General features: G+C 69.3%; 14 protein-coding genes. 9 read left to right on the top strand and 5 right to left on the bottom strand.

Features of this window, described 5'->3' with window-relative positions:
• The 3 genes from JNG39_RS09210 to JNG39_RS09220 all read right to left on the bottom strand — a co-directional run bounded on the left by JNG39_RS09210 (position 1) and on the right by JNG39_RS09220 (position 15,324).
• The gene (locus JNG39_RS09210) at positions 1 to 10,818 is read right to left on the bottom strand and encodes a VCBS domain-containing protein (protein WP_368310928.1); all 10,818 of its coding nucleotides are present in this window, start codon (positions 10,816 to 10,818) and stop codon (positions 1 to 3) included.
• A gap of 278 nt (positions 10,819 to 11,096) precedes the next feature.
• Positions 11,097 to 14,582: an ATP-binding protein gene (locus JNG39_RS09215; protein WP_368310930.1), complete on the bottom strand. Its 3,486-nt coding sequence runs from the start codon at positions 14,580 to 14,582 to the stop codon at positions 11,097 to 11,099.
• A complete protein-coding gene (locus JNG39_RS09220) occupies positions 14,572 to 15,324 on the bottom strand; it encodes a response regulator (protein WP_368310932.1) in 753 nt (250 codons plus the stop codon). The genes JNG39_RS09215 and JNG39_RS09220 overlap by 11 nt, the downstream gene beginning before the upstream one ends.
• Positions 15,325 to 15,496: 172 nt before the next feature.
• On the opposite strand from JNG39_RS09220, the gene JNG39_RS09225 reads away from it, so the two are divergent.
• Complete coding sequence (locus JNG39_RS09225; RefSeq protein WP_368310934.1) at positions 15,497 to 16,447, top strand: LysR substrate-binding domain-containing protein; 951 nt, start codon at positions 15,497 to 15,499, stop codon at positions 16,445 to 16,447.
• Positions 16,448 to 16,651: 204 nt separating this feature from the next.
• Here the strand turns inward: JNG39_RS09225 and JNG39_RS09230 are convergent, their stop codons facing one another.
• Positions 16,652 to 17,566, bottom strand: a complete 915-nt coding sequence (locus JNG39_RS09230; protein ID WP_368310936.1) for an AraC family transcriptional regulator N-terminal domain-containing protein — start codon at positions 17,564 to 17,566, stop codon at positions 16,652 to 16,654.
• A gap of 133 nt (positions 17,567 to 17,699) precedes the next feature.
• Here JNG39_RS09230 and JNG39_RS09235 point away from each other — a divergent pair, with 133 nt between their 5' ends.
• Entirely contained in the window at positions 17,700 to 18,443 is a 744-nt protein-coding gene (locus JNG39_RS09235) for an SDR family NAD(P)-dependent oxidoreductase (protein WP_368310938.1), read from the top strand.
• A gap of 16 nt (positions 18,444 to 18,459) precedes the next feature.
• Positions 18,460 to 18,858 carry a VOC family protein gene (locus JNG39_RS09240; protein WP_368310939.1) on the top strand — a complete coding sequence of 133 codons (399 nt, stop codon included), beginning with the start codon at positions 18,460 to 18,462 and terminating at the stop codon, positions 18,856 to 18,858.
• Positions 18,859 to 18,931: 73 nt separating this feature from the next.
• Here JNG39_RS09240 and JNG39_RS09245 read toward each other — a convergent pair whose 3' ends face one another.
• A complete protein-coding gene (locus JNG39_RS09245; protein WP_247372938.1) occupies positions 18,932 to 19,795 on the bottom strand; it encodes a YicC/YloC family endoribonuclease in 864 nt (287 codons plus the stop codon).
• Between the two features lie 77 nt (positions 19,796 to 19,872).
• On the opposite strand from JNG39_RS09245, the gene rph reads away from it, so the two are divergent.
• The 6 genes from rph (at position 19,873) to JNG39_RS09275 (ending at position 25,562) form a co-directional block, all read left to right on the top strand.
• Complete coding sequence (gene rph, locus JNG39_RS09250) at positions 19,873 to 20,604, top strand: ribonuclease PH (protein WP_368310941.1); 732 nt, start codon at positions 19,873 to 19,875, stop codon at positions 20,602 to 20,604.
• On the top strand, positions 20,601 to 21,110 hold the full coding sequence (locus JNG39_RS09255) for a GNAT family N-acetyltransferase (RefSeq protein WP_368310943.1): 510 nt from the start codon (positions 20,601 to 20,603) through the stop codon (positions 21,108 to 21,110). The genes rph and JNG39_RS09255 overlap by 4 nt, the downstream gene beginning before the upstream one ends.
• Complete coding sequence (gene rdgB / locus JNG39_RS09260; protein WP_368310944.1) at positions 21,110 to 21,703, top strand: RdgB/HAM1 family non-canonical purine NTP pyrophosphatase; 594 nt, start codon at positions 21,110 to 21,112, stop codon at positions 21,701 to 21,703. Before JNG39_RS09255 ends, rdgB begins: the two co-directional genes overlap by 1 nt.
• The gene (hemW, locus tag JNG39_RS09265) at positions 21,700 to 22,857 is read left to right on the top strand and encodes a radical SAM family heme chaperone HemW (RefSeq protein ID WP_368310946.1); all 1,158 of its coding nucleotides are present in this window, start codon (positions 21,700 to 21,702) and stop codon (positions 22,855 to 22,857) included. Before rdgB ends, hemW begins: the two co-directional genes overlap by 4 nt.
• A 195-nt stretch (positions 22,858 to 23,052) precedes the next feature.
• Positions 23,053 to 25,218, top strand: coding sequence for a DUF1631 family protein (locus JNG39_RS09270; RefSeq protein ID WP_368310947.1), 2,166 nt, complete (start codon positions 23,053 to 23,055; stop codon positions 25,216 to 25,218).
• On the top strand, positions 25,215 to 25,562 hold the full coding sequence (locus tag JNG39_RS09275; RefSeq protein ID WP_368310948.1) for a PilZ domain-containing protein: 348 nt from the start codon (positions 25,215 to 25,217) through the stop codon (positions 25,560 to 25,562). Before JNG39_RS09270 ends, JNG39_RS09275 begins: the two co-directional genes overlap by 4 nt.
• Positions 25,563 to 25,607 lie beyond the last annotated feature (45 nt).

Genomic DNA, 25,607 nt, shown 5'->3' on the forward strand with positions numbered 1-25,607 from the left:
TTAATGACGTGACGGATGGGCGGCGGGCGCCTGGGCCAGCGGGACGGCGCCGGAGGTGGCCATGGCCGCGATCTGCGCGGTGAGCGACGGTGCGCCGGACGGCGTGGAGGCCGGCGGCGGCACCGTGGTGGCGGGTACCGGCTTGCCCGGCGCGGGCAGCGCGTCGTGGGCGGTGGCGTGCGGACGCAGATGCTCGCGCTCGTGCTCGTCCGCGTGGCCCCGGTCGTGCGCATAGGCATCGAGCTGGCCGACGCGCGTCGGCGCGAAGGGCGAGAAGTCGTCCCACAGCGGGCTCGACGCCAGGCCGAAGTCGTTGAGGGCGACGCGGGAGCGCGCATGCGCCTCGGCCAGCACCTTCCGCGAAAACGCCACGCCGTCGTCCAGCACGAACTGCACGTTCGACGGATCCCGCGGCAGCCCGGCATCGACGGCGAACCCGCCGCGGCCGGTCACCCACTGGTTCTGCCAGCGCACCGTGTCGTCCTGCGACTGGTTCACCTCCGGCACCACGAACAGGCCCGGTTCCCAGCCCTGGCGGATGTCGCGATCGGGACGCTGGTAGACGATCGGGAAGATCTGGTCGCCCCAGCGCGCCTGCATCGGCGGCGTGGTGCCGTGGATAGTGATGGTGAGCGTCGCCGTGCTGGTATCGCCGTCGGCGTCGGTGATGGTGTAGACGAAGGTTTCCGTCAGCGTGCGGCTGGCGTCGAGCGCGCTCACGGTCGGGTTCGCGGTGTCCAGCGTGTAGCTGTACGTACCGTCGGCGTTGAGCACGAGCGTGCCGAACGCGCCCTGGCTGATGCCGCCGATGCTGCCCGCGTGGCCGGTGTTGCCGGACACCACGCCGGTGACCGGGCCCCCATTGGCCGAGCCGTCGGCACCGATGCGGTCGGCACCGACGTGCGTGGCCGTGCCGGTGAACACGTTGCCGCTCGTGGCGGTCTGGCCCGCGTCCTGCACGATGGTGGCGCTGTCGTCATGGGCCGTCGGCACGTCGTTGGCGATGTCCACCACGAGCGCGCCCGCGGTGGTGTCGCCGCCGCGATCGGTGACGGTCAGGGCGATGGTGTCGGTCACGCCGTGACCGTTCGTCGGATGGTCCAACGTGTACGTGTAGCTGATCGTGCCAGCCGTCGGTACGCCACCCATCGTCGACGTCGGCTGGAAGCCGGTGAGCACCAGCGTGCCGTCCGGCGTATGCACGGTCACGGGCGTGCCGCCGGACAGCGCGGCGAGCTGGTCGGCGGTGAGCGTGGTACCGCCCACGGTGACCGAGGACAGGCCGTCGTCGGCGGTGACGTCGATCACGCCGGTCGTCGTCTGCGAACCGTCATGATCGACGAGGCCCGACTCGGCGACGCTCGCGTGACCGCCCGCGCCGTTCGCGCCACCCGCGGGCGCGATGGCCGGGTTGCCGTCGGTATGGCCCTTGATGGTGATGGTGAGCGTCGTGGTGCTGGTATCGCCGTCCGCGTCGGTGATGGTGTAGGTATAGGTATCGGTCAACGTCTCGCCGTCCTTCAGCGCATTGACCGTGGGGTTGGCGTTGTCCAGCGCGTAGCTGTAGCTGCCGTCGGCGTTGAGCGTCAGCGTGCCGTAGGTGCCGTCGACGCCGGTGCCCACGTGGCCGCCGACGTCACCGCCGGCCACGCCTGCCGCCACGCCCGTGACCGGCGACGCCGTGCCGTCGGCGCCGATGCGATCGTTGGCGATGACCGAGCCGCCGACCGACGCGGTGTTTTCGTCGATGGCGTTGTCGTCGTGGTTCGCGGTCGGTACGTCGTCGACGATGTTCACGCGCAGCGTGCCGGTCGCCTCGCCGCCGCCCGCGTCGATCACCTTCAGCGCCACGTCGTCGTGGCCGTTCGCGGCGTTCGGCGTGGAGGTCTCGTGGTCGAGGGTGTACGTGTAGCTGAGCGTGCCGCTTGTCGGCACGCCGCCGACCGTGGAGCCCGGCTGGAATCCGGTGAGCACCAGCGTGCCGTCCGGCGTGTGGATAGTGATGGGCGTCGTGGACAGGTTGGCCAGCTCGGCCAGGCTAACCGGCGTGCCGCCCACGACGATGCCGGCGAGGCCGTCGTCGGCCGTGAGGTCGATGGTGCCGGTCGTGGCCTGCGAACCGTCGTGGTCGACGAGACCCGCTTCCGCCACCGTCGCATGCCCGTCTACGCCGCCGTTGCCGTCCACCGGCACGATCGTCGGCACGCCGTCGGTGTGTCCGTGGAGGGTGATGGTGAGCGTCGTGGTGCTGGTGTCGCCGTCGGCGTCGGTGATCGTGTAGGTGTAGGTATCGGTAAGCGTCTGGCCGTTGCGCAGGCCGTTCACCGTCGCGTTGGCGTCATCCACCGCATAGCTGTAGCTGCCATCGGCGTTGAGGGTGAGCGTGCCGTAGTGGCCAGCGATACCCGAGCCCACGCTGCCGGTCACGTCGCTGCCCACGTCGCCGGCGGCGACGCCGGTGACCGGCGTCGCGGTGCCGTCCGCACCGAGGCGGTCGGCCACGTTCGTGCCGCCACCGGTGACGACGTTGCCGGTGACCGGGACGCCGCCGTCTTCGTTCACGTCGGCACGGTCGGCGTTCGCGGTCGGCGCGTCGTTGACGATGTCGATCACGAGGTTGCGCGTGCCCGTGCCGTTGCTCACGTCGTGAACGGTGACGGCGAAGGTATCGGTGCTGTTGGCGTGGTCGGGGGCGACCTGGACCAGGGGTCCCGCCAGGTCGTAGGTATACGACAGCGTGCCGCGGGTCGGCACGCCGCCGACGAAGTCGGTCTCGTCGAAACCGGTGAGCGTCAGGGTGCCCTTCGACGTGACGATCGTCTTCGGCGCCTGGGCGAGGTCTTCGAGTTCGGCGCGGGTGATCGCGACGCCGTTGATCTCGATGCCCAGCAGGCCGTCCGGTGCAGTGATGTCGATGGTGTCGGAGACATGGCTGGCCTGCCCCACCGGACCGTCGCTGGTGAGACCGGACTCCCATACGGTGGCGTCGCCCACGGCGTCGGTACCGTTGCCCGCCCCGTTGCCGTCGTGCGGTTCGGCCGTCGGCGCGCCGTCCGTGTGGCCATGGATGGTGATGGTGAGCGTGGTGGTGCTGGTATCGCCGTCGCCGTCGGTGATGGTGTACGTATAGGTATCGGTGAGCGTGTCGCCGTCCTTCAGCGCGTTGACCGTCGCGTTGGTGTTGTCCAGCACGTAGCCGTAGCTGCCGTCGGCGTTGAGCGTGAGGGTGCCGTAGGTGCCGGTCACGCCCGTGCCCACGTGGCCGTTCACGTTCGCGCCCTGCGAATCGCCGGCGGCGACGCCGGAGACCGGCGAGGCGTTCGTGTCCGCACCGATGCGGTCGGCCACGTCGCGTGGACCGGCCCCGGACACCACGTTGCCCGTGATCGACGGACCGTCCTCGTTCACGTCGGCGTTGTCGGCGTGCGCGGCCGGCGTGTCGTTCACGATGTTGATCGTGAGCGGCCCCTGCGTGCCGCCGTGCGCATCGCTCACCACCAACGGGATGTCATCGGTGGTGCCGTTGCCGGCCGTGACCTGGGTGAGCGTGTAGGTATAGCTGAGCGTGCCGCTCGTCGGCACGCCGCCGACCGAGGTCTTTACCTCGTACCCGTTCAGTTCGAGCTTGCCGTGGTCGGTGTCGATGACGACCTTGCCGCCTGCGGCAAGGGCATCCAGCTGCGCCAGGCTCAACGTGGTGCCGCCCACCGTGATGCTCTGGAGCCCGTCGCCGGCGCTGAAATCGATGTTGCCACTCACCACCTGGCTGCCGTCCTGGTCGACCAGCCCCGACTCGTGGACAGTCTCATGCCCGGCCGCGGCACCGTTGTCGTCGTGCGGCGTCACCGACGGCGTGCCGTCGGTCTGGCCATGGATGGTGATGGTCAGCGTCGTGGTGCTGGTGTCGCCGTCGGCGTCGGTGATCGTGTAGGTGTAGGTATCGGTCCGGGTTTCGCTGTTCTTCAACGCGTTCAGTTCGGCGTTGTCGGTGTCGATGGCATAGGTGTAGCTGCCGTCGGCGTTGAGCGTGAGCGTGCCGTAGGTGCCGGTGACGCCGATGCCCACGTTGCCGGTCACGTTCGCGCCCTGCGAGTTTCCGGCGGCCACGCCGGAGACCGGCGTGGCGGTCGCGTCCGCGCCCACGCGATCGGCGACGTTCGTCCCGCCGCCCGCGACGACGTTGCCGGCCACGGTGGTGCCGTTCTCGTTGATGTCGGCGTGATCCGCATTCGCCGTCGGCACGTCGTTGACGACGTCGATGGTGAGCGTGCCGGCGGCGGTACCGTTGCCTGCGTCGGTCACCAGCAACGCGACGTCCAACGTGCTGTCGGTGACACTGGGCTGCTGCGCGATCGGGCTCGTCAGGGTGAAGGTGTAGCTGAGGGTACCCGCCGTGGGCACCCCACCCACCGTCGCCGTCGGCGTGAAGCCGGTGAGCGTGAGCGTGCCGTTCGGCGTGAGGATGGTTCGCGGCGTGCTCGGCGACAGCCCCGTCAGGTTCGACAGGGAAAGCGTGGTGTTGCCGACCGTGACGCTGGCCAGGCCGTCGGGGGCGGTCAGCGTGATGGTGCCGGTGGCCGCGTTCGTGCCGTCGTGGTCGACCAGCCCGGACTCGTGGACCGTGGCCTGTCCAGCCACCGCGCCGTTGCCGTCCACCGACGTGACCGTGGGCGATCCGTCGGTATGCCCATGGATGGTGATGGTAAGCGTCGCCGTGGCGCGGTCGCCGTCGCCGTCCGTGATCGTGTAGGTGTACACGTCGGTGAGCGTGCGGCCGTCCTTGAGCGCGTTCACGCGCGCATCGTTGTCGTTCACCGTGTAGCTGTAGCTGCCGTCGGCGTTGAGCGTGAGACGGCCGTAGACACCGGTGACGACCGTGCCGACGCGACCGCTCACCGCGACACCGTTCGAATTGCCCGCCGCGACACCGGTGACGGGCGTGGCATTGGCATCCGCACCGATGGTGTCGGCCTTGTCGTTCACGCTGCCGTTACCGATGACGTTACCGGTCGTCGGCGTGCCGTTCTCGTTCACGTCGTTCTGGTCGGCCACCGCGACCGGCACATCGTCGACGATGTTCACGGTGAGCGTGCCGTTGTCCGTGACGTTCTTGCTGTCGGTCGTCGAGATGGCGATGACTTCGTTGCTGCTGGTCGCGCCCGGCTGGTTCACCGCCGAGGTGAGCTCGTAGTGATAGGTCAGCGTGCGGGTGGCCGAGTCGTACCCCGTGACGACGAGCGTGCCGTGGGCGGTGGCGATCGTGCGGTCCGCGATGGCGACGTTCGCGATGTCCTGCAGCTGGGCGAGGGGCAGGGTAACGAAATGGCCCGCTCCGTCGGCCGGGTCGCCGATCGTCACGCTGGACAGATCGTTGAACAGCGCGAAGGTCTCGGTGCCGTCCACGCCCTGGTGGCCGCTGCCGTCGTGAAGGCCCGCTTCCTGCACCTGGGTGCCGGCGCTGACGGTCACGTCGATCACGCGCGTGGTGACCAGCGCGCTGGAGGAGCCATCGGCATAGCCGTACTCGTCGCCGACGGTGGTCGTATCGTTCTGCTCGTTCTGGGCCTGGTCGGCGTCCAGCGTGCCCTGGTCGGGGCGGTCGCCGTGGTTGCCGTTGTCGTTCACCGTCAGCTGCACCTGGAACGTACCGTTCCAGTGAGCGTTGTTGTCGCCGGCGACCGCGGCGGGAAGCCGGATGCCGACGCTGTTGATCGCCGCCTGCACGTCGGTGATGGCACCGGTGATGGTCACCGAGCGGCCGTCGCCGGAGATCGTGAACGAGATATTGCCGTAGGTACCCGACGCGGTATGCCCGGCCACGTCGTGAATCGAGAAGCCGTCCTGCAACGTGATCGTCGCGCTGATGGCCGTCGTACCCGCGTCGGGATCGGCCAGGGTCACGTGGCTGAGCGTATAGATGTCGCCCGCGTTCTCGTCGGCCGCGTTGTCGCCGGTGACGCCGATCGCCGTCGGATTGTTGATCGAGGTCGGGAAGACGTCGCGCGAGCCCTTCGAGACGTTCTGACCCAGGCCGTTCGGCACGTCGGCGTACGGGTCGATCTCGGTGGTGGGCACGTTCTGCGTGCCGGTGCCGCCGTCGTTCTTGCCGCCGTTGGCGGCGTTCGAGCCGTCGAGCGCGCCGGAGGCGAGATCGCGCAGGCGGTCGTCGGCGACGACTTCCACGCGGAACGCCTGGTCGACGTTGGCGAGCGCGCCGCTGATCGAGACTTCCAGACCCGCCAGGTAGTCGTTGATCTGCTGGCGCGTGCCGCGGATGACCAGCGCCGAATCGGTACCGTCGAAGGTGCCGTCGACCGTGGCGCCCGAGGTGCCCGCCGTGCTCGAGCCGAGCACGATGTTGGCGTAGTTCGACGCCGCCAGCGCATGGCCGGCGGCGTCGGTGACGCGCACGGTCACCTGCATGAAATCCTGCTCGCCGGCGGCGATGCCGCCGCCGTCGGTGTAATCGACGTCGTCCACCGAGAAACCGCCCACCGGCGTGCTGCCGTTGAGGTACACGGTGTCGCCGCCGGCGTTCACGGTCGGCGCGTCGTTGACCGGCACGATGTCGAGCGCGACGTGCACGTCGGCCGGGTTGTTGGCGACGCTGCCCGAGCCCACGTCGCCGCCGATACGCGAACCGGTGTCGTCGAGGCTCATGGTGAGGGTGACGTCGCCGGCGTCGCCGCCGTTCGTGTCGTGGTTGACGTTGCGCGCGCTGAGGTAGGTCAGGCCATTGGTCGTGTCGTTGAGCAACGCCTCGATGTCGCTGGCGCGGCCGGTGAGCACGAGGGTGCCCGTGCCGTCGCCGGCGATGGTCACCGCCTGGCCGCCCGCGCCGCTGGCGCTGGTCTGGACGCCGGTGCCGCCGATGCCCAGCGTGCCGCTGGGAACGGAAAGCGTCACCGTCACCGGCGTGTCGAACGCGGCCGATTCCGGGTCGCTCACGGTGAAGCCGCCACCGATGTGGGTCGGCTGGTCTTCGTAGACGGGAACGGTGGCGGTCGGGCCGCCGATGGTCGCCGGTTCGTTGACGCTGGAGGCGCGGATGTCCACCGCGGCGGCGGCGAGATTGCCGCTGTCGGACGGCACGTCGTCGGCGTACCAGTCGTAGTCGTTCGTATCCACCGGCGAGGTGGAAGCACCGTTACCCGTGCCCGGCTCGTCGGCCTGGTTGACCGGGCCGCCGTTGGCGCCGCCCGCGAGCGCGCCGCTCGAGTCGCGCAGGCGGTCGTCGGCGATCACCTGCACCTGATACGTCGCGTCGAGGTCGCTGCCGAAGGTGACGGACAGGCCCGCCAGCGCGGCGTTGATCTGTGCGCGCGTGCCGGTCAACACGAGGTAGTCGCCCGAACCGTCCTTGTCGGCGTCGATGGTCACGCCGCTACCGCCGGCGATGCCGATGGCCACGCCATCGGTCGTGTACTCGCCCGCGGCGAACGCGGTGCCGTCGGCATGGAGCAGGCGAATGGTGACCTGCATGGCGTCGGTCTCGCCCGCGCCGATGCCGTCCGTGATATCCGGATCGGACACGCTGAAGCCCGGCACCTTGTTGTTGGCCGGGTCGGTGCTGTCGATGTCGACGGGCCCCGTGGGTGCCTTGACCACCGGCGCGTCGTTCGTCGGCGTGGTGTAGATCCAGAACGCGTTGCCCGTCTGCTCCTTGTCGCCGTCGGACAGGGTGAAGCCGAACGTATCGTCGGGCGTCGAGGGGTAACCCGCGCTGGCCGGCTCGGTCCCGTCGTTGAGGTAATAGATGTGTCCCGCCGCCACGTCCGCCTGGGTGAACGACGAGCCCTTGCCGAGGATGTGGAAGTTGGCGCCGTCGGTCGAGAACGCCACGCTGCCGTGCTGCGGCGCGCTGGTGATCACGTACTGCACCTGCGTACTGGTGCTGTCCGGGTCATAGGCCTGGAGCATCGCCGTGGTGATCTGCGCGTAGCCGCCCTCGGGCAAGGTGAGCGGTACGTTGACCGGCTGCCCGCCGATCTGGTTCACGGAATCGGACGGCACCACCGGATCGGCCTGCGTCGGATCCTTCGCGATCTGCGGTGCGTCGTTGACGTTGGTGATCTGGATGGTGACGGTGGCCGGGCTTGCCGAGCGATCGCCCCAGCGATCCTGCGCCTCGACGGTGAAGCTGGCGCTGCGCACTTCCGAGCCGTTGCTGACGAAACGCAGGCCCGTGGTGCCGGCGCTGTCGGTGATGATGGATGCGTCCAGCTGCGTATTCACGGTGACGTCCTGCCAGCTCTGGCCACCGTCGGTGGAGAACTGCAGCTTGCCGCCGGGCGGCAGGCTGGTGATGAGGAACTTCAGCGCGTTGGCGCCCGTGGCGTCGTTGTTGTCGGCGAAGTTGGGATCGCCGTTGTGCAGCGTGGGCGTGCCTTCGAGCCAGCTCTGGCTGGTGGCGTCGTCGGGATCGCCCAGGCCGAGCTGGCCGCGCGTGATGTAGGCCGTCTCGCCTTCGGCGATCACCGTGTTCGACGAACCGGTGACGGTGGGCAGGTCGTTGGTCGGCCGGATGTAGATGTCGAACGCCGGCGTCCAGGTATCCACCGTCGGCTGGCCGTTCTGCGTCGTGATGAGGCCCGCGCTGACCGAGAAGTTGGCCTTGACGTGGAAATTCTCGCTGTCGCCGTTGTGCTGGAAGCGGATGTTGCCGGCGTCGAGGTCGGCCTGGGTGAAGGTGCCGAACTCGGCGACGTTCACCCACGCGTTGTCCACGTGCTTCTGCAGCGTGCCGGCGACGGTGGTGATGCCCGCGTCGTTGGTGAAGCCCAGGAAGGTGTAGACCACCTGCGAGGGGTCCACGCCCGTGGCCGTGTAGCTGAGGAACGGCGCATGCGCGACGTCGGTCGGCTGGCCGTCGGTGGTGGTGCCCTGGATGACGAGGTTGCCACCTTCGTCCAGTTGGCCCAGGGTGCTGCCCTGCTGGTCGGTGCCGGCGTGGTCGGAAGCGCTCTCGGCGATCTGCGGATCGTGCGCGGCGGGATGGCCGCCGTTGCCCGCGGACGTCGGCGCGAGATCGATGGTGAACACGAAATCGTTCAGCGTGTCGGTCGGCGTGCCGCCGGTGTAATCGCCGCCGATGCGGGTGAAGGTGCTGCCGTCGGCGTTCCAGCGCAGCGCCGTCGTGTTGTCCACCACCTGGAAATGGAAGGTGTCCTGATCGCCCGCGGCGGCGCCGGAGACCTGCACGTACTGCACGCGGCCGTTGCGCACGTCGTCCATCGTGAACGTGGCGCCGTCCTTCAGCTGCTGACCGTTCAACGTGAGGTAGCCGTGGGTAAGACCCGCCTGGCTGGTGATGAAGCTGATGTTGCGGTCCGGCGTGTCCACGTCGGACGCGCCGATCATCTGCGTGGTGAGCGTCACCGCATAGGCGCCCGCGGGCGCCTCGCCACCGGCGGTGACCGTGGCGGTGCGCGTGCTGCCTCGGTCGAACACGGGATCGTCGTCCACCGCGGCGATGTCGAGCACGATCGTGCCGGTGCCGGTGCCCTTCGTGCCGGTGCCGCCGCCTTCGTCGCTCACGCTCACGCCGAAGCTGTCCTGGGCGATATTCTCGGCACCGTCGTTGCCGTACGTGAGCAGGTTGCGCTGCGAATAGTCGAACGTCTGGCCCACGGTGACCGCCACGCCGTTGAAGTACAGCGTGCCGTGCGTGGTGAGCGAGGTGATGGTGACGGTGAGCGCCGAGTCCTGCGGATCGCCGCCGGTATCGGCCACGATGTACTGGCCGACGTTGCCCGTGTCGTGCGCGTTGGCCGGCTGGCCCTCGTAGACCGTGCCCTCGCCGCCGATGGTCGGCGCCTGGTTCACGGGGGTGATGTTCAACGTGACGTGCACGGTATCGGAGCGGTCCAGCGGCGTGGCGCCGTCGTTCACGCGGGCATCGAAGCCGTCGGCGGTGTCCTGGTCGGCACCCGTGGCGGTATGCACGTAGGCCACGCGGCCGTCGATCACGTCCTGCTGGGTGAAGATCGAGCCCGCGCCGAGGCGATTGCCGTCGAGGGTGAGGTAGCCGTACTGCGGCAGGCCGGTGACGCTATAGACGATCTGCTCGGGTGTCTGCGTGCCCGACACGTCCACTTCGGGGTCGTGGGCGGCCAACGTGTCCGTGCCGATGACGGTGATGCTCCGCCCGCCGGACGCATCCACTTCCGGCACGGTCAGGGTGGCATCGGCCACCGAGACGGGATCGTTCGACGGCGTGATGGTCACGTCCAGCGAATGCGTGTGCGCCTGGCCGTCGTTCACCGTGACGTCGATGGTGGTCTTGGCGGCGGTGAGGCCCAGTTCCGTGTCGGCGGCGACGAAGGTGAGCTGGTTGAGCCACGCGGTGGCCTGGGCGCGGGTACCGCTGAAGGTATAGCTGGCGCCCTGGTCGCTGGTGGTGCCGCCGCCGGACGAGAGGAGCGAGCCCTTGGTGGCGTCGCCGACCCGGGCGGTCACGGTGACCGGGTCGCCGGACGCGCCGGCGATGGTCCAGCCGCTCAGCGTGCCGCGGTCGGCGCCGGGGGCGTTGAGCGAGCTGGGCTCGGCCACCGTCAGCCCCTTGCTCGCGGTGGTGACCGTCGAATCGGTGGACGCGGCCGCCACGAACGCGCGCGCCTCGACACGCGGCGTCGGTGCCGCCTGACCAGGCTGTTCCGTGGCCGGACTCTGGAACTTGCCCGCGTCCTGGGCCGTCTGGGCGGCATCGACGTGGCGGTTCGCTTCGACGACCGCCGCGCCGTCGTACATCTGCCGAGGCTCCAGCGCATAGCGGTGGGTACGCGGACGGAAGGGGTTCGAGGACTTGTTCCCTGACATGGGTCGCCTTGCCTGTGGACGGACACGACACGGGCCGACCGCCGCCGTCCCGAAGCCAAAGGCGTTCAGGAAAGGCGAAATCGACGTGAAACTGTGATCACGATCACAGCCTTGATCGCGATCCTATGTTTCAGCGATGAAACGGGGAAGCCGGTTTCATGGGAACTTACGTCACGTCGGGCATGACGAACGGGCGCTCCGGCAAAGGCCTCGACGGTCCGGCGGGGGACCGTGGGGAGGATGACCTTTGCCGTGGCGGACGGCCGCCGTGCGTGAAATCAGCCCGGATATTCCGATGTAACGCGCGTTTCGTCGCCCGCGAGGCCCGTCAGCCGGACCACTCGGCGCATCAATTCGGTGGCGGTGACCGGCTTGAGCAGCACGCCGTCGAAGTCGAGGGTACCGTCCACCGGGCGCCGGGGCGCCGTGGCGGCATGGAGCAGCACGGGTACCGACCGGTCGGCCAGGCGTATGGCGTGCAGCAGTCGCCAGCCGTCGCTCCCGGGGAGGCGTTGCTCGGTCATCACGAGCGCGGGGGCCTCGCGATGGAAGGCGTCCATGGCCGCGGTCGCATCGGCGACGGCCACGCTCTGGAAGCCGTAGCCGTCGAGCAGGTCGCACAGCACCGCGCGGGTGGGAGCATGCGGCTCGACCACCAGCACCGTCAGGCCGTCGCCGTCCACCTCGCCCACGTCGCCGCCGGGCGCCAACTCGGCTTCGAGGTCGTTCTCGTCCGCCAGCGGGAACTCCACCGCGAAGGTGAAACGGCTGCCCGACGACGAGCCCGGCTCGGCCTCGAGGTGCGCCCCCATGTGCTGGAGCAACTGCACGACGATGGACAGGCCCAGGCCACTGCCTTCGTGCTGCGCGACGTTGTCCCCGCGCGCGAAGGGCTGCTGGAGCGACTGCAGCGCTTCCGGATCGAAACCGATGCCCGTGTCCTCGACGGTGAAGACGAGCCTGACGTGCCCGCCGCGCTCCGGCACCGCGTCGGCGCGGAACACCACGACGCCGTCGTGGGTGAACTTCGCGGCATTGCCCAGCAGGTTCAGCAAGACCTGGCGCAGGCGATGGAAGTCGGCCACCACCACGGCCGGCAGGCGATCGTCGAAGCGGCACTCGAAACGGTTGCCATGGCGCTCGACCAGCAACGCCGCCTGCTCGCCCACGTCATGGAGGAAGCCGTGCAGGTAACCCGGCACGGGCTCGAGCCGCAGTTCGGCCAGTTCGCCGCGCGAGAATTCCAGCAGGTCGTCGATCAGCGCCATTTGCTGGCGCACCTGCCGCTCGATGACCTCGGGGTAATCACGCGCGGTGCTGCCGGCGCGCCACTGGCGCACCGCGTTCATGATGGCGCCCAGGGGCGCGCGCAGGTCGTGGCCCACGTGCGCGAGCAGCATGCGCCGGGATTGCAGCGACTGGCGCAGCTCCGCCGTGCGCGTCTGCACGATGCCTTCCAGGCGTTGCGCGTGGGCGATCAGCATGCGCATGCGCCAGCGCCAGGCCAGGGCGATCACGGCCAGCACCAGCAACGCCTCGCCCACGTAGGCCCAGGGCGTGAGCCACCACGGCGGCGATACGGTGAACGCCAGCGCGACGGGCTCCGAACGCGCGCGCCGGTTCACGTCGATGGCCTGGACCTCGAAACGGTAATGACCCGACGGCAGCGACGCGTAACGTATGTCGCGCTGGGCGGTTTCCACCCAGCCGTCGTCGATACCGGAAAGATGGTAGCGAAAACGCACCGGATGGCCCGCGCTGTTGCCGGACACGCCGAACCGCAGCGTGAAGGCGGCCGCGTCGCGGAAGGGCAAGGCGGCGGCTCCGTCCACGTCGGCATCGCCGTAACGCGCGGCGAGCAGCACCGGCACGATGCGTCGCGACGCGAGCAGCTGGTCCGGGTCCAGCACATGCGTGAGGCCCACCGGCGCGCCGATCCATACCGTGCCGTCGGCGTCGGCGAAGAACGCGCCGTGGTTGGTCTCGTCCCAGAGCAGGCCGTCACGCATCGACAGGCGCACCCACTGGCCGTGGTCGAGCACGTCCACGCCGTTGCCGCCGCCCGCCCACAGGCGGCCGCGACGGTCGGCGCGCAGGAAGTAGAAGCGCGTGTCCATGAGCAGCGGGTCGGACACCGGTGCCGCGGTGATCGCATCGGCGTCGCCCGTGCGGCCCTCCAGCAGACCGGGCTGGAGCGAACTCAGCCATAGACGCCCGTCCGGCGTGACCGCCACGTTCTCGTAACCGCCGGCGGATTCGTCCGGCGACACGCGGACGCGTGCCCAGCCGCGGGCGTTGTGCCTATAGAGGCCGGAACTGCACGCGACCCACAGGCGGCCATCGCCGTCTTCGGCCATGTCCGAGCACATCGTCGCGGGAATGAGCTCGGGCGCCGCGCGCACCGCCTGTCCGGCGGTGACGTCCACCTCATAGAGACCGCCGAGCGTGTATGCCCAGAAGCGCCCGTCGCGGTCGCGGAACGCGCCGCGCACCAGATAGGGCAAGGTCGCCACGACGGTGGTGCGTCCGCCGGCGACCTCGTGGCGAAGCACGCGCCCGTCGAAGAGGAAGTACCAGATCGAGCCCTTGCCGTCGGCGATGACCGCATGCGCCTGGTACGGTGGCGCGACCGACAGGGACAGGCGATGCGCGCGACCGTCGCTCGGCTCGACGACTTCGCCGCCGGCTTCACCCGCCACCCACACCGAGGATCCCTCGCCGCGGGCGATCGACCAGACGAGGCTGCCGCTGAGGCCTTGCGCCGAGGTCCAGTTCTCCACCGCGTCGGCGCTGCTCCAATAGAAGACGCCACGGCCGTAAGTACCCATCCAGATCATGCCGTCCCGGTCGGCGACCATCGACGAGACGCCCACGTCGGGTAGCCCGCTGCCGGTGTCGAAAACGTCCCATCGGGCGCCGTCCCAACGCGCCACGCCGTTGTCGGTGCGGGTGAGGATGCGGCCGGCGCGATCCTCGACGATGTCGATGCTGGAGGCCGCCACCTCCATGTGTCCCCCCGGAATGTCGTGGGCGGCGAAGCCGGTGGCATTGGGCGCCAGGCGCAGCACGTGACGGATGCCGCGTACCCACAGGCTGCCGTCGCGCGAGGCGAGGATGCCCAGCCAGCGGTCGGCCGGCACGCCCTGGCCGGTGCCGAACCGGTTGAGCACGCCGTTGCGCAGGCGGCACAGGGCGGGGCCGCAGCCGAACCACGTGGTGCCGTTGCGATGGAGCACCGCCGCGATGTCGTCCGGGGCCGGCGCCTCGGCGAGCAAGGGGGCCGAGGTCCAGTGTCCGGCGGCATCCCGCGCCAGACGCAGCAATCGATGCCCGCTCACCACGAGCATGCCGCCATGATCGTCGGCGGCCAGCGTCTGGCCGCGATCGGCCAGCACCGTCCTGCCACCGGGCTTGACCCAGGTGAAGTTGCCGTCGTCCCCGCGCCGTTGGAGCCCCGCGCGGGAGGCCACCCACACGTGGCCGTCGGCGTCCTCGGCAAGGCCGACCACTTCGGACGTCTGAAAGCCGCGCGAGGCGCCGACCGGATTGAAGCCGAGGCCGTCGAAGCGATAGAGGCCTTTCTCGGTGCCGGCCCAGAGAAAGCCCTCGTGGTCGTCGAGAAGGCGCACCACGGAGAGACTGGTCAGGCCGCTGGCCTGGTCGTAGACCGTGAGCGGCAACTGCACCGCGGCGGCGCGCAGCGGCGCCAGCCAGGCGGCGACGGCGGCGACGAAGCACGCCGCCAGGAGCCGCCTAACCGACACGGGCGGCTTTGCGGTACTGGCTGGGCGTCACGCCCAGGCGTTCGCGAAAGGCGGTGGTGAAATTGCATGCGCTGCGGAAACCGATGGTCTCGGCGATCTCCTGCATGCCCAGCGAGGTATCGGCCAGCAGTTCGCGACTCCGGCGCAGACGTTCTTCGCGAATCCAGGCGAACACGGTCAGGCCCAGTCGCTGGCGGAAGATCGCCGAGAGGCGCTTGTCGTACGTGCCCACGTCGGCGGCGATCTGTTCCAGCGTGAACGATTCGGCCAGCCGCTGGCCGATCAGCCGCATCGCGGCGCGCAGCGTGACCTCGTCGCGCGTGGACGAGACGTCGGTGGCCGGCGCGGGCTCCGGCGCACGACGCGACAGCCGCAGGTGGATGCCGACGCGGGCCAGCAGCTCGGCCGGTTCGCAGCTCTTCAATATGTAGTCGACGGCGCCGTGGTTCAGGCCTTCGAGGCGCTCTTCCGCGCTGGCGGCCGAGGTCAGGAAGAGGATCGGTGTTTCCTGCGCGCGCGGCAGTTCCTGCAGGAGACGGCACAGCGCGAATCCATCCATGCCCGGCATACGCACGTCGAGCAGGATCAGGTCCGGAGCGAGCAGCTGGGTGCGACGGTAGCCCTGCTCCGCCGTGGTGGCGAGGGTGATCCGCCACGGCTGGGCCCGGAGGGCCACCAGCAGTTCGCGGATGTCTTCCGGCGCATCGTCGATCACCAGAATGTGGGCATTCTGAGCGGACATGAAATCGGACCCCCTGCGGTCGCGACGTGCCCTTGACGGGACCGACGCGTTTTCGGCTGCATTATAGGTTTTCCGCTCCGGCAAAGGAATTGGCCGTACAGCCAAAAGACGCCCTCACCGCCTGACCATAGACTGGCCCCAGGCAGGGCGACGGATTCCAACGAAGCAACCCATGGATCGAATCAACAATCTCGGCGACCTGTACCTCTTCGTGCAGGTCATCGAAGCAGGCGGTTTTTCCGCCGCCGCCACACGCATGGGCACGACGCGTTCGCTGCTGAGCCGTCGCCTCATCGCACTGGAGCAACGCCTGGGCGCGCGGCTGCTCCATCGCAACGCGCGGCAATTCGCGCTCACCGCCACGGGCGAGCGCGTGTACCGGCACGCGTCGGCCATGTGCGAGGCCGCCGTCGCGGCCGAGCAGGCGGCGATATCGCAGGATCCTACCCGCGGGCTCGTGCGCATCGAGGCCGAAGGCCTGGTGTCGCCGATGGTGGCCGAGCTGGCGCCCGGCTTCGCCGCCACCCACCCTCGCATCCGCCTCGCGGTGAGTACCGGCGGCCACGATCTGGATGCCTTGTTGCGCCAGCAGGCCGACGTGATCCTCAGCCTGCGCGAAACGCTGCCCGACAGCGGCGACATCGTGGCCCGCTCCCTCGGCACCGTTCGCATGGTGACGGTGGGCAGCCCCGACCTCGTGCGCCGCATCGGCACCCCGAAACACCCCGGCGCACTGGATGACGAACACTGCCTGAGTTATGCCAACGGCACGTCGGGGTACTGGGCGTTCCACGGGATGGCACCCCATCGCCGCAACGGCCGCATGGCCTCGGCGGACCTCGGCGCCCTGCTTTCGGCGGCGCGCGCCGGCGTGGGCTTCGCGCAACTGCCGCTCTACATGGTGGCCGACGACCTCGGCTCCGGCCGCCTGCGCACGATCCTGGAAAACTTCGAGCAGCTGCCACGCACGCTGCACGCCCTCACGCTGTCCAGCCGCGCGGTGAGCGAGGTGACGGTGAACTTCGTGCGCTTCCTGCAGAAGGGCATGACGGCCATGGCGGAGCGATGGGAGCAGCAGGTGGCTGCCACGTCGCTTACGGAGACGTCCGCTCCGTCCGCCTGACCCGCCCCGCGACGCCTGCCGTCGCGGGGCGTCACCCCTGGCATGGGACAGGAAAGCCTAACGGCGCGAGAAGCGATACCAAAAAAGCATGGACCCATGGAAAACTACGGCGCCGGTCGTTACACCAGCGCCGACCATTGGCTGGCCAAATGCTTCCCCCGCTGGCCGACCTGACCTCGCGCGGTCCACCGGACCATCCATGGATCATCGGGACGGTGCGGCCGGGTTCCGAAACGCCCTGACGATCCTCGCCGCATCCTTCGACGGGGCCATGCCGAAGGCCCTCGCGTATTCCCTGCTGAACTGCGTGGCGCTTTCGTAACCCACGTCGAGTGCGGCGGCGGTCACGCTCGCGCCGTCCGCGATGAGAAGCTGTCTTGCCCGCATGAGGCGCAACTGCTTCTGGTATTGCAGGGGACTGAGCGCCGTCGCGGCCTTGAAGTGACGGTGGAAGGCCGATTCGCTCATTGCCACGTTTTCCGCCAGCGTGGCGATGCGCAACGGTTTCGCATAGTTCTCGCGAATCCACCGGATCGCGGTACGTAAACGGGCCAGCGCCGAGTCGGGCGTCGCGATGTCGCGCAACAGGCCGCCATGCGGGCCCTGCAACACGCGAAACAGGATTTCGCGCTCGTACGCCGGCGCGAGCGCCGCGATCTCGGAAGGCCGCTCCATCAACGAGAGCATGCGAACCCAGGCGTCCATGAATTCGGGCGTGACGCCGGCGACCGAAAAGGCGGACCCGCGGCCATGCGACGGCGGTAACGCTGCGCTGTCCGGACCGACGTCGTGCAGCAGGTTCGCGATGACGTTCGCATCCAGCGTGAGGCTGACCGCGAGATAGGGGCTGCCGTCCCGGGCGCCGTGGACGGCGCCGACCGCCGGCAGGTCCACCGTCATGACGAAGTAGGTGGCCGGGTCGTAGTGCAACGTACGCTCGCCCACCGTCATCGTCTTCCCGCCCTGCAGGATCAGGTTGATCATCGGATCGTAGACCGCCGCCAGGGCATGCTCGGGAATCTTGCCCTGGACCATGGCAACACGCGGGATGCCGGTCTCCGTGCGGGCATTTCTCGCGTGCCTTGCCAGGCGGCGCAGTTCGATCAGCGGGGCGTTCATGGGCGACATGAAACGCCATGGCCCGAGGGCGCGCAAGCCGAAAAGCAGGATCGGGCAGATCTTCGCCCCGAATCGGCAGGTGTCGCAAGGGCGGCTTTCCTAAGGTGGAGGCCTCTCAACCCGAGGTGTTCTCATGAAAGCCATCGTCATCACCGGCGGAAGCCGCGGCATCGGTGCCAGCACGGCGCGAGAATGTGCCCGCCGCGGCTATGCCGTCATCCTCACCTATCTCAGCAACCCGGCCGCCGCGACCGACGTCGTGGCCCGGATCGAACGCGAAGGCGGCCGCGCGGCCGCCCTGCCGCTGGACGTCGGCAACGTCGCAACGTTCCACGCGTTTCGCCAAAGCGTGGAAGCGCAACTCGCGGATGCATGGAACGGTAGCGACCTGGCCGGACTGGTCAACAACGCCGGCTACGGCATCTTCAAGCCCATCGAAGCCGTGGAGGAAGCCGAGTTCGACGGGCTGTTCGACGTGCACCTCAAGGGCCCGTTCTTCCTCACCCAGCGCCTGCTTCCGCTCATGGGCCGTGGGTCGTGCATCGTCAACGTCACGAGCGCGACGACGCGGGCCGCGTTCGCCGGCGTGGCTCCCTACGCCTCGTTCAAGGGCGGCCTGGACGTACTTACCCGCTACATGGCCAAGGAATTCGGAGAGCGTGGCATTCGTGCGAACGCGGTGTCGCTGGGCGCCGTTCGCACGGAGCTGGGCGGCGGCATCACCCCGGAATTCGAGAGCCTGCTGGCCGGACAGACCGCCCTTGGCCGCATCGGCGAGCCCGATGACGTCGCCCGTGTCATCGCTACGCTGCTCGGCGACGACGGTGCCTGGGTCAATGCCCAGACCATCGACGTCAGCGGCGGCTACATCATCTGAACCCGGGGAGATCGACATGCTCGACCATATCTTTCTTTCGGTGCGCGACCTCGATCGCTCGGTCGGCTTCTACCGACGTGCGCTCGAACCACTGGGCATCGCGAACCTGCACGACTATGACGGCAGCAGTGGCCCCGCGGGTCACCCCGACCTGAAAGGATTCGGGGCCGGCGGCCGGATGTTCTTCTGGCTTCGCCAAGGCGCAACCGACGGGCGCGCCGTGCACGTCGGCTTCGTCGCCGATAGCGTGGCGACCGTGGATGCCGCCTACGCCGCGGCCATCGAGGCCGGCGCGCGGGACAACGGCGCACCCGGGGCACGCACGTACTACGATCCGCGCTACTACGCGGCCAACGTGCTCGACCCGGACGGCTACAGCATCGAGTTCGTCTACAAGAGCTGGCAGCACGACTGAGCGACGCACCACTTCACCCGCCGCCCGAGTCGGCGAGAAGGCGTATCCACGGGTACGGCCACGGCCGTGGGCATCACTCGATGTTCTGCACCTGCTCGCGCATCTGCTCGATCAGCACCTTCAGCTCCACGGCCGCGTTGGTCGTGCGCGAGTCCACCGACTTCGATCCCAGCGTGTTCGCCTCGCGGTTGAACTCCTGCATGAGGAAATCGAGGCGGCGGCCCACCGGTTCCTTCAGCGCGAGCACGCGGCGGGCTTCGGCGATGTGGGTGGCGAGCCGGTCGAGTTCCTCGTCGACGTCGATGCGGGTGATCTGGAGCACGAGTTCCTGTTCCAGGCGGCCCGGCTCCACCGGCTGGCGGATGTCGGCCAGGCGCGATTCCAGGCGGGCGCGCAGCGCGGCGCGGATCTCCGGCAGCCAGCCGCGCACGTCGCCCACGATGGCTTCGATGCCGTCCAGGCGATCGCGCAGGATCTCGCCGAGCTTGGCGCCTTCGCGGCCGCGCGTATCGGCCAATGCGTCGAGCGCGCGGTCGAGCACGTCGAGGAGGGAGGCCTGCAGGGTCTCGGTGTCGGCTTCGGGCTGCTGCAGCACACCGGGGAAGCGCAGCAGTTCGGTGAACTCGATGGACATGCGCGGGAAGCGCTGCTCGAGGTCGAGCGCCAGCTCGGAAAGGCGCGAAAGCATGCTTCCGTTGACGCGCAGGCCATCGGCCGTGCCGTTTTCGCTCCGCAGGCGTACCGTCACGTCGACCTTGCCGCGCGACAGCCGCGTGGCGATGCGCTCGCGCAGGAGGCCTTCCGCGTTGCGCAGGTCGTCCGGCATGCGCGGGCTGATTTCGAGGTAACGGTGGTTGACGGTGCGCAGCTCGCAGGTAAGCGTGCCGAAGGGACCCGCGCTCTCGGCGGAGGCATAGGCGGTCATGCTGCGGATCATGGGAGGCATCGCTCGCGCGGAAACAAGAGGGGCAATGGTAAACTGACCCACCGCCCGCGCCCAAATCAGGCCTGCCCATGTCTTTCTCCCGTCCGAGCGGCCGTGCCGCCGACCAGTTGCGCACCGTCAGCATCGAACGCCACTACACCCGCCACGCCGAGGGCTCCGTCCTGGTGAGCTTCGGGGACACCCGCGTGCTTTGCACCGCCTCGGTCGAAGAGCGCGTGCCGCCGTGGTTGCGCGGCAAGGGCGAGGGCTGGGTCACGGCCGAATACGGCATGCTGCCGCGCGCCACCAGCGACCGCACCCAGCGCGAGGCTGCGCGCGGCGGCCAGGGCGGTCGCACGATGGAAATCCAGCGCCTCATCGGCCGCTCGCTGCGCGCCTGCGTCGATCGCGCCGCCCTGGGCGAGCGCGTGATCACCCTCGACTGCGACGTGATCCAGGCCGACGGCGGCACGCGCACGGCCGCCATCACCGGTGCCTACGTGGCGCTGGTCGATGCCGTGGCCACCCTCACCGAGCGCAAGCTGGTCAAGCGCAATCCCATCCTCGGCGCGGTGGCCGCGGTATCGGTGGGCGTCTACAAGGGCATGCCGGTGCTCGACCTCGACTACGCCGAGGACTCGAACTGCGACACCGACATGAACGTGGTGATGAACGACGGCGGCGGCTTCATCGAGGTGCAGGGTACGGCCGAGGGCCACGCCTTCCGCCGCGACGAGATGAACGCCATGCTCGAACTCGCCGCCAAGGGCATCGACGAACTCGTGGCCGCGCAGCGCGCTTCCCTGGGCGTCGGCGCATGAGCGACGTACGCGCCGCCACCGCGGACGACCTCGACGCCATCGTCGCCGTGCACGAAGCCGCCTTCGGCCGCCCGGCGGAAGGCGGCCTGGTGCGGCGGCTGGTCGAGGCGGGCAAGGCCAGCGTGTCGCTCGTGGCGGTGGACGAGGACGACACGGTGATCGGCCATGTGCTGTTTTCGCCCGTGACCATCGAGCAGGGCGACGACGGCAAGGCGCTGGGCCTCGCGCCGGTCGCCGTGCATCCCGACCACCAGCGCCGGGGCGTCGGCCACGAGCTCATCGAAGAAGGCATCGGCGCCTGCTTCGTCGCCGACGCGCGCGCGGTATTCGTGCTGGGTTCGCCGGCCTACTACGCCGGTTTCGGCTTCCAGAAGGCGTCGGCTCACGATCTCAGCGACGCGTTCGAAGGCGGCAACGCCTTCCAGGTGCTGCCGCTGACCATCGACGGGCTCGCCGGCTATCGCGGCCGCGTCGACTACGCGCCGGAATTCTCGGAGGGCGCGTGATGCGCACCGTCCTGGCCTCGGGCAACGCCGGCAAGGTGGCCGAACTGTGGCAACTGCTGGCCGGCAGCGACATCGAACTGGTGCCGCAGACGGCGTTGGGCGTGGGCGATGCCGACGAGACCGGCCTCACCTTCGTCGAGAACGCCCTCATCAAGGCGCGCCACGCCGCGCGTGCCACCGGCCTGCCCGCGCTGGCCGACGATTCGGGCATCTGCGTCGATGCGCTCGGCGGTGCGCCGGGCCTGTACGCCGCGCGCTACGCGGGCGTGCACGGCGACAACGCCGCCAACAACGCGAAGCTCCTGCGCGAACTCGACGGCGTGCCGGCGGAGAAACGCACGGCTTATTTCATCGCGGTGCTCGTGTGGCTGCGCCATGCCGACGATCCGGCGCCGCTGATCGCCGAAGGGCGCTGGCATGGGCGCATTCTCGAGGCGCCGCGTGGCACGGGCGGTTTCGGTTACGACCCGCTGTTCCTTCCCGACGGCTCCGACCTGGGCGCGGCCGAACTCGACGCCGAACTGAAAAACCGCCTGAGCCATCGCGGCCAGGCACTGGCCGTGCTGAAGGCGCGCCTGTCCGAACTGGCATGAGCCTGGTCCCGCCGCCGCTGTCTTTGTACGTGCACATGCCCTGGTGCGTGCGCAAATGCCCGTACTGCGACTTCAACTCGCATGGCGTGCGCGGCACGCCCGACTACGCGGCCTACGTGGATGCCTTGCTCGCCGATCTCGACGGCGACCTACGGGATTTCAGCGAGGCGATCCACGGCCGCGCCATCCACAGCGTGTTCTTCGGCGGCGGCACGCCGAGCCTGTTCTCGCCCGAACTCGTCGGTCGCTTCCTCGACGGCGCGCGCGAACGGCTGCCTTTCCAAAGCGGTGCGGAAATCACGCTGGAAACCAATCCGGGCACGGTGGAACACGGCCGTTTCGACGGCTACCTCGCCGCCGGGATCAATCGCATCTCGTTCGGCGTGCAGAGCTTCGACAACGACAAGCTGCACCGTCTGGGCCGCATCCATTCCGCTCACGAGGCGGCCGACGCCGTGCGCCAGGCGCAGGACGCCGGCATCGACAACATCAACATCGACCTGATGTACGCGCTGCCCACCCAGACGCTCGAGGGTGCCATCGCCGATGTCGAGCAGGCCGTGGCGCTCGCACCGACGCACGTATCGCATTACCAGCTCACCCTGGAACCGAATACGGCGTTTGCGGCCAATCCGCCGCCACTGCCCGACGACGATTCGGCCTGGGCGATCCAGGAAGCCTGCCAGGCGCGGCTGGCCGAGGCCGGTTACGGGCAATACGAGGTCTCGGCATACGCCCAGGGCGGCCGGCGCTGCGAACACAACCTCAATTACTGGCGTTTCGGCGACTATCTGGGCACCGGCGCGGGTGCCCACGGAAAGATCAGCGATGCCGACGGCGTGCGGCGGCGCTGGAAAACGCGCCTGCCGGCCGCATTCCTGGCCCAGGCCGGCCAGTCGTCGCGCATTGGCGGCGACAGCCGCATCGAGGCCGCCGACCTGCCGTTCGAGTACATGTTGAACGCGCTGCGGTTGATCGACGGCGTGCCGATGGGGGATTTCACCGAGCGGACGGGGTTGGGGCTGGAGCGTATCGCGCCCGCCATGACCGCCTGCATCGCCAAGGGATGGGTGGTGGACGATCCGGCGACGCTGCGCACGACGGAACGGGGGCAGCGGTTCCTGAACGACGTCATCGAAGCCTTCATGGATTAGCTCCGCAGGTTCGGTAGCGATCTCGCGATAACCGCCCTACCGAAGGGTGGGAGCCGATCGCATCGGCGAAGGCACTCGCGAAAACGCACCGACCTAGGCCATTCGCCCTAGCCGAAATCCCACCGTCCGGCGGCTGGCGGGGCACACGCGGCGCCTCCTACACTCGATCCCGGGTTAGGGGAGGACCCATCATCGATGAATCCAGGCACGCCGCCGACGCAAGGCCGGATGGGTACGCAACCCGTCTCCCTATCGCCGCGTGCCGAACGCGAAGCGCAGCAGGGACTGTCGCTGTGCCTCACCTGGCTCGACGCACCGCTGCGCCATGCCTTGCGCGATCTCGACGGCCGCCTGTTCACCGCCGCCGAAAGCAGCCGCAATCATCTCGAGCAACAGGCGTGCTTCGATGGCCGCGTCATCGCCGAACGCGAAGGCGCCGGTTTCCGTCAGCGCTTCGCCGCGTTTCTCACCCAGCGCTTTCGCCACTTCGGCGAAGCACTCCCCCGCGAGCCGTCCGACGGTGGCCATGCGGCCCTGAGCCTGGTCGATCCGGGCGAACAGGAGCGCACGGACGCGCTGGCGAGCATGGCCGCCCGCGCGGAATCGCGCAGTGCCGCCAGCCTCTTCGAGCTGGGATACCGCATGGCGGTACTGGCCGGCAGCGCGCCGCTGGAAGCCGACGGCCTGCCGGTGGGACCGCGCGTGCTCGCCGCCGCACTGGAAGACGCCGCGCGACCGATACCGCTGGAGCCGGCGCACATGCTCCTGCTCTTCAAGGCGGTGGACACGCACGTCTTCGCGCCGGTGGATACCTTCTATACCGCGCTCAACGATCATTACCGCACGCACGGCATCCTCCCGGGGTTCCGCGTGTTTCCCAACGTGCGGCTGAACCATCCGGTGCCGCCACGCGAACCGGCCGCGCCGCCGGACACGCGCACCACCGAAGACCATATCGGCGTGCTCGAAGGCCTGCGTGCCTTGCTCGCCGGACGCGCGGGACACGTCCGCGGCACGGGCCCGGCACCGCGGCTGGCCAGCGACCAGGAATTGCAGACCGCCCTACACGCCTTGCAGGGCCACGTCGCCGACGTGACCGATGCCGCCCGGCGAGAGATCCGCAGCGCCCACGCGTTGCGCGAAGAGCTGCTGGCGCAACTCGAGCGCGGCCGCCCACGCGGTTCGCCGCCGGCGGAACTCTCGGCCGAACAGGACGACACGGTCACCCTCACCGCCATGCTCTTCGAGAGCCTGGCCGGCGAACTCGGCGCGGCCGGCCGGGGACGATCGCTGCTGGGCGGACTGCAATGGCCGATGCTGCGCGCGGCGATGAACGATCGCGGTTTCTTCGACGAGCCCTCGCATCCCGCCCGTGCGCTGCTGGAAACCGTCGGCGAGGCCGCCCGTACGTGGCTGGATCCCGCCGACGGCGAACCTGACGCCGCCTTGCTCGACCAGCTCGAGCGCATCGTGCTCGAGGCGGGGCAGGCCCAGGTGGTGGACCCGGCGTGGCGTGCCGGCATCGAGCGGCAGATCGCCCATCTCGCCCGCAAGGCGCACGTGGCGGAGCGCCGCCAGATCGAGGCGATGGACGGCCGCGACAAGCTCGAGCGCGCACGCCGACGCGCCGCCGAACTCATGACCGAACGGCTGGTCGGCCAGCCCGCCGCGCGCGGCGTGCTGCGCATCCTGCTCGAGCGCACCTGGGCCGACGTGCTCGCCCTGCACATCCTGCGCGGCGGCGAGAACGGCGAGGCCTTCCTGCAGTGCCTCGGCGTCACCGATCAACTGCTCGGCCGCCGTCCGGTCGGCGACATGGCCAGGTTGCGCCAGGACATCGAGCGCGGTCTCGAACACCTCGGCATGCACCCGGTCGAAGCCTCCCAGGTGGCGGCGGGCGTGTTCGACGGACCGGAAAGCGATGCCGCGCCGACGGCCACCGACGTGGCATTGCGCCTCAAGCAACGCCCACGCCTGGGCGAAGGCACCGCCCACGGCGAACCGCGCCCGGCGGTCGAACCGACGCCCCTGGACCCCGCGGCTCAGGCCGTCCACGCGGGGTTCGCGCAGTTGCGGTTCGGCACCTGGTTCGAATTTCGCAAGGCGGACGGCGGCACGGCGCGACGCAAGCTGGCCTGGTTCTCGCCCGCCACGGGTCATTGCCTGTTCGTGACCGCACGCGGCACGCGCATCGAGGACATCGACCTGACCCGCCTCGCCGGCCTCATCGCCGCGGGCGATGCCTGGGAATGGAAAGAGCAGCGCCTGTCGATGATCGATCGCGCCTGGCGCGCGGTCACCCGCAACCTGCGCCGCGATCGCGGCACCGACGACGGCGGACGCCAGGTGGGGCACGGATGACCACGCCCAACGAGCAACGCCGCGCCCCCCGCAAGCGGGCCACCTTGCCCATTCCCGTCATGGACGTGTTCCGTGACCAGGTCGTGGGGCAGTTGGGCAACCTGTCGGTGGGTGGCCTCATGCTGATCGGCGCGGGCGCGCCGCTCGCCGGCCTCGTTCGCCAGGTGGTCTTCACCCTGCCCGATACGGCCGGAAACGCGCGCCGGATCGAGATCGGCATCCAGGAACAATGGCATGAGCCGGCGGCTCTCGCCGGCCAGTTCTGGAGCGGTTACCGCCTCGTGGCGGCGAGCGACGACGACATCCACCTCATCGACCAGTGGGTCGGGCCGCATCCGGACTGAACGGAGACCATCGAACATGCTTTACGACCTGCCGCGCCGAGGATC

Source organism: Luteibacter sp. CQ10 (genome assembly GCF_040900725.1).
In the GTDB taxonomy this organism is placed as follows: domain Bacteria; phylum Pseudomonadota; class Gammaproteobacteria; order Xanthomonadales; family Rhodanobacteraceae; genus Luteibacter.